The following is a 4,985-nucleotide window of genomic DNA, read 5'->3' on the forward strand; positions in this document are numbered from 1 at the left end:
ACAGCATCGCGCGCAGCGCGATTCCAATCCTCAGCAGGCACGCGCAAAACCAACCAGCGAGACATGCACACGCGTATGCAGCTCCGGCGCTTCGCCCAAGCTGCATACGCGTCTTTGCCCCTCGGCACAAAACACCAGCTTGATACACCGGTATATCTATACTGTTGACTGTGCGGCGAGTAGCCGGCCGGCATGGTCGGCGCAGACCGCGCATAGTCGATCAACGATGCGACGATAGTCGTCATCGACAGAAACGGAAGGCAACGATGACCGTTACCATTGCGAACGCAGGATTTGAACAGACGGACGACGACGGCGTGGTCCGCGGCTGGACGACGACGAGGCCGATCCACACCACAGACGAGCCGGGAGCCGCATACTCCGGCCGACGATCGCTGCTGATCGACCGCGAGAACTGCGACACGCTGCTGTCGCAGGATCTCACCATTGAACCGGGCGTCTACGACCTGAGCCTGATGGCGTGGGCGAACGGCCCGCTCAAGGACAGCCGGTTCGAGGCGAACGGCGAAGCGGTGCCGATCGCCAGCGCCGGCGCCGTGCAGATCGACGGCGAGAAGACGTGGGACGAGATCCGGCTCGAAGGCGTGCGCGTCGAGACGGACGGCGAGCTCGACGTGCGCATCTACGTCGAGCCGATCGCGTCGCCGGACTTCGTTGGGTACATCGACGACGTCGCCATCGAGCGCGTCGGCGAACTGACCGGCGGCGCTGCCGGCGCGACCGGCGACGGTTCGGTCGGGACCGACGGGGCCGGTGAGGCGGGGAAGCCGGTCTGGCGACCGTTCGTCGTGCGCGGCGACGGGCCGCACGACGAACGTCTGCGCATCGACGGACTGGCCGACGGCCGGTACACGCTCACCGTCATGACGCGCAACGCCGGCGGGTGGGAGCGGTGCTACGTGTACGCCGATGGGACCGGAGACGCCGCCGAAGTCGGCGATGCCGGTGAAGCAGGTGGTGCTGGAGCGGCCTGCAGTGACGACGGAACCGGTGTCGCTGACGTGGCCGCAGCCGCCACATCCCGCCCGATCCGTGCCGCCGTGCCGCGCAATGCGTTCCGCGAGCAGGATCGGGACAAGTGGAAGCGGGTCACGCTGCGCGGCATCGTCGTCTCCGGCGGCGCACTGACGATCGGCGTGCACGCGCAGGCCGATCGCGTGCATGACGATCCGCGCGGCGACGTACGGGTCGGCTCCGACGTGCCGTCATGCGAATTCGACGACTGGCGGCTGACGCGCGACGAGCGGCAGGACGGCGAACCGTACCGGCTGTACATCGGCGGCGACATCACCGAAGTGCCGTACGTCGTCGACCAGGGCGGCGTGTTCCGCGACGAGGCCGGCAATCCGGTCGACCCGATCGCATTCGCCGGGGCGAACGGCTGGAACATCGTGCGCATCCGCGTCTTCAACGAAACCGGCAAAGGCCACGACGGCAACGGCTGGTACATCCCCGGCGGCTACCACGAGGTCGCCGACGGGCTCAAACTCGCCCGGCGCGCCAAGGCCGCCGGCATGGCGATCCAATGGTCGTTCCACTACAGCGACACGTGGACCAACCCCGGCCTGCAGATGATCCCGCACGCCTGGGCCCGCCGCATCGAAGGACTGACCGAGAGCGAAGCCGTGGACGAGCTCGAACGGCTTGTCTACGACTACACCGCCGACACGCTCGCCCGGCTCAACGCGCAGGGCACCACGCCCGAATTCGTCTCGCTCGGCAACGAGACGCGCTCCGGCATGCTGCTGCCGTACGGCTCGCTCGAGCATTGGGACGCACTCGCCCGCTTCTACAACGCCGGCGCGCGTGCCGTGCGCGAACTGTGCCCGGACTCGAAGATCATCATCCATGTCGACGACGGCGGCAACACGCGACGCTACCTGGAATACTTCGGCGCGGCGCGCGACCACGGCGTCGACTACGACGTGATCAGCTCGTCGTTCTATCCGTTCTGGACGCAGAAATCGGCGCACCAGTTCGCACGATTCGCCGTCAAGGTGACACACGAGTTCGGCAAGCCGATCATGATCATGGAGACCGGGTTCAACTGGACCGGCGACACCGGCTCAGGCCAGCCCGGGCAGCTTTCCAACAACGGCCCGTACGGCGGGCCGGAAACCAGCTCGCCCGAGCTGCAGCGCGACTTCCTGATCGACCTGTTCAACGAGCTGCGCGGCGTGCCCGACGGCATGGCCATCGGCGACCTGTACTGGGATCCGGTGATGATCCACGCGAACGGCGACGTGCACTGGTCGTACCGAGAAAGCGACGACATGGGCGGCGGCAACGTCGTCGACAACACGACGCTGTTCGACTTCGACGGACGTGCGCTGCCCGCGTTCGACGCGTACCGGTACAACAGCTGACCGACGTACGCGAGCAACATTTTGATATCTGCCGGCAATTTCTCGAGCGGGACCGATGCGGTTCGACGGTATAGTGAAAACCAAGAGGAACACCACAAACCGCATCAAAGACGTGCGGTCCCCTTGCGAAGGAGCAGAACATGAACAGCAGGAAAGTCATAACAGGAGTGGCGGCGACCGCCGCGCTGGCAACCGTGCTCGCCGGATGCGGCGGCACGACGGAAGCCGGCGCCACCGACAAGAACGGCAAGCCGCTCGTCGAGGTCATGGTCGTCACCCGTTCCGAAGTCCGTTCCCTCAAGGATCTGGCGTGGACCAAGAAGCTGACCGCCGCCTGCGACTGCACGATCAAATGGTCGCAGGTCGGCGGCACCGCGTGGACGCAGCAGAAAAGCCCGATGCTCGCCTCCGGCTCCGTGCCGGACATCTCCATCGCCGCATTCACCCCGGCCGACGCCGACCAGATGCCCCAGTTCGAGGAGCTGACCCAGCATCTCGACCAGATGCCCAACGTCAAGGAATTCCTCGAAGCCAAGCCGAACGCCGAAAAACTCGTCTCCAACCCGGAAGGCAAGGTGTACGTGCTGCCCTCCGACCGCGGCGAACAGTACTACGGCTCCGGCCAGCACATCCTCATCAACAAGACCTGGCTCGACAAGCTGGGGCTTGAGATCCCGAAGACCTGGGACGAGCTTGAGACCGTGCTCGAGGCGTTCAAGACGCAGGATCCGAACGGCAACGGCAAGGCCGACGAGATTCCGATGAACATCAAGAGATTCGATTCCTCCGGCTTCGGACCGAGCTGGTTCAGCCCGTTCCTGCTGCTCAACTCCATGGGCATCGTCACCCACTTCAACTCCGGCGCCTCCCAGCAGGGCATCTACGTCAAGGACGGCAAGGTCGGCAACTTCATGGCCACCGACGAGTTCAAGACCGTCGTCAAGTACCTGCACGAGCTCATGGGCAAGGAACTCATCCCCTCCACCGCCATCACCAAGGCCGACGACAAGTACACCGCCGAACTCAAATCCGACGGCAAGACCGCGCTCACCGGCGTCGCATTCGGCTACGCGGCCACCGACTTCGGCGACCTCGCGGACCAGTACGTGGCCATGCCTGCCCCGACCGGGCCGGGCATGTCCGCCGACGACGTGACGTGGGACGGCTCCGTGGAGACCACGATGTTCGCCAACAACCGCGTCGCCGTGAGGAAGGACGCGCCCAACATGGACGCGATCCTCAAGATCGTCAACGCGCTGTACGACCCGGAGACCACGCTCGAGCAGATCTACGGCGCGGTGCCCGAGTATATGACCAAGGAATCCGACACCAAGTACAAGCTCACCGACGCCTACTACGACTCGTGGAACGACGACGGCAAAAGCCCCTCGCTCGGCGGTGAAAGCGCCACAGGCTGGGTGCCCGACGGCATCACCGTCGACAACGTCGACTTCCTCGAATCGTTCCGCGAGGCCGACGACGTGTACGCCGAGCAGTACAAGCACTTCGACCTGACTCGGGATGTGCTGCCCGACTACGTGCGCCCGGACGAAACCGACTCGACCACGATCTCCAACAACGACACGCAGATGTTCGACTATGCGATGCCGGTGATCTCCCGCTGGATCGTCTCCGGCGGCGTGGACGGCGAGTTCGACGAGTTCGTCTCGAGGCTCAGGCAGCTCGGCATGGACGACACCGTCGCCCTGTGGCAGAAGTGGTACGACAAGTACGTCAAGTAACCGCGCCGCAGACGCCATCCGCATCATCTCGCGATCGTTCCGCAACATCCCGACCGCGCGTTCGCGCACATCGCGCCGCGCGGCCGTGTCTTGCGGGCGGTCGAACGCAACCCCTCCGATCGCAACTCGATCGCAATCCGATCGCAATCCGAACGCAATCCGATCGCAAAACGCCACAGCAAAGGAGCATCATCATGAACCACATCGTCGACCTGACGCACTTCCGCAAACGCCCCATCCGTCCCTTCGACATCGTCGACCGCACGCGCAACACCAGCCCCGACGGAGACGCGATCGACTTCACCAACTACTACATGACCGTCAACGGCAAGCCGTTCTTCGGCGTCAGCGGCGAATTCCACTTCTCGCGCATGGACGCCTCCCGCTGGGACGACGAACTCGCCAAATGCGCGGCCGGCGGCGTGAACGTGATCGCCAACTACGTGTTCTGGAACCACCACGAGGAGATCGAAGGCCGGTGGGACTTCACCGGCTCGCGTGACCTGCGGCGGTTCGTCGAACTGTGCGCCAAGCACGGCATGTACATGATCCTGCGCATGGGCCCGTTCGACCACGGCGAGGTGCGCAACGGCGGCGTGCCCGACTGGGTGTACGGCAAGGACTACGAGGCCCGCTCGCTCGACCCGGGCTGGCTCGACGAAGTGCGCGAACTGTACACGAAGATCCACGAGCAGGTCGACGGGCTGCTGTTCGACCAGGGCGGCCCGATCATCGGCGCGCAGCTCGACAACGAGTACATGCACTCGTCCGCTCCATGGGAGATGACCACCGGCATCTCCGACGAATGGGTGCCCGGCGGCTCCGACGGCATCGCCTATCTTGAGGCGCTGCGCGG

General features: G+C 65.0%; 3 protein-coding genes. All 3 read left to right on the top strand.

Annotated features, from left to right (window positions below; translation table 11 throughout):
* The first annotated feature begins 266 nt into the window (after positions 1 to 266).
* Complete coding sequence (locus JS533_RS13305; RefSeq protein ID WP_241515271.1) at positions 267 to 2,387, top strand: glycoside hydrolase family 53 protein; 2,121 nt, start codon at positions 267 to 269, stop codon at positions 2,385 to 2,387.
* A 140-nt stretch (positions 2,388 to 2,527) separates the two neighbouring features.
* Positions 2,528 to 4,129, top strand: coding sequence for an extracellular solute-binding protein (locus tag JS533_RS13310; RefSeq protein WP_241515273.1), 1,602 nt, complete (start codon positions 2,528 to 2,530; stop codon positions 4,127 to 4,129).
* 194 nt (positions 4,130 to 4,323) lie between these two features.
* Positions 4,324 to 4,985, top strand: a 662-nt coding sequence (locus JS533_RS13315; RefSeq protein ID WP_241515274.1) for a beta-galactosidase, incomplete at its 3' end; no start/stop codon positions are given.

The sequence above is a fragment of the Bifidobacterium amazonense genome, assembly GCF_018555435.2.
In the GTDB taxonomy this organism is placed as follows: domain Bacteria; phylum Actinomycetota; class Actinomycetes; order Actinomycetales; family Bifidobacteriaceae; genus Bifidobacterium; species Bifidobacterium amazonense.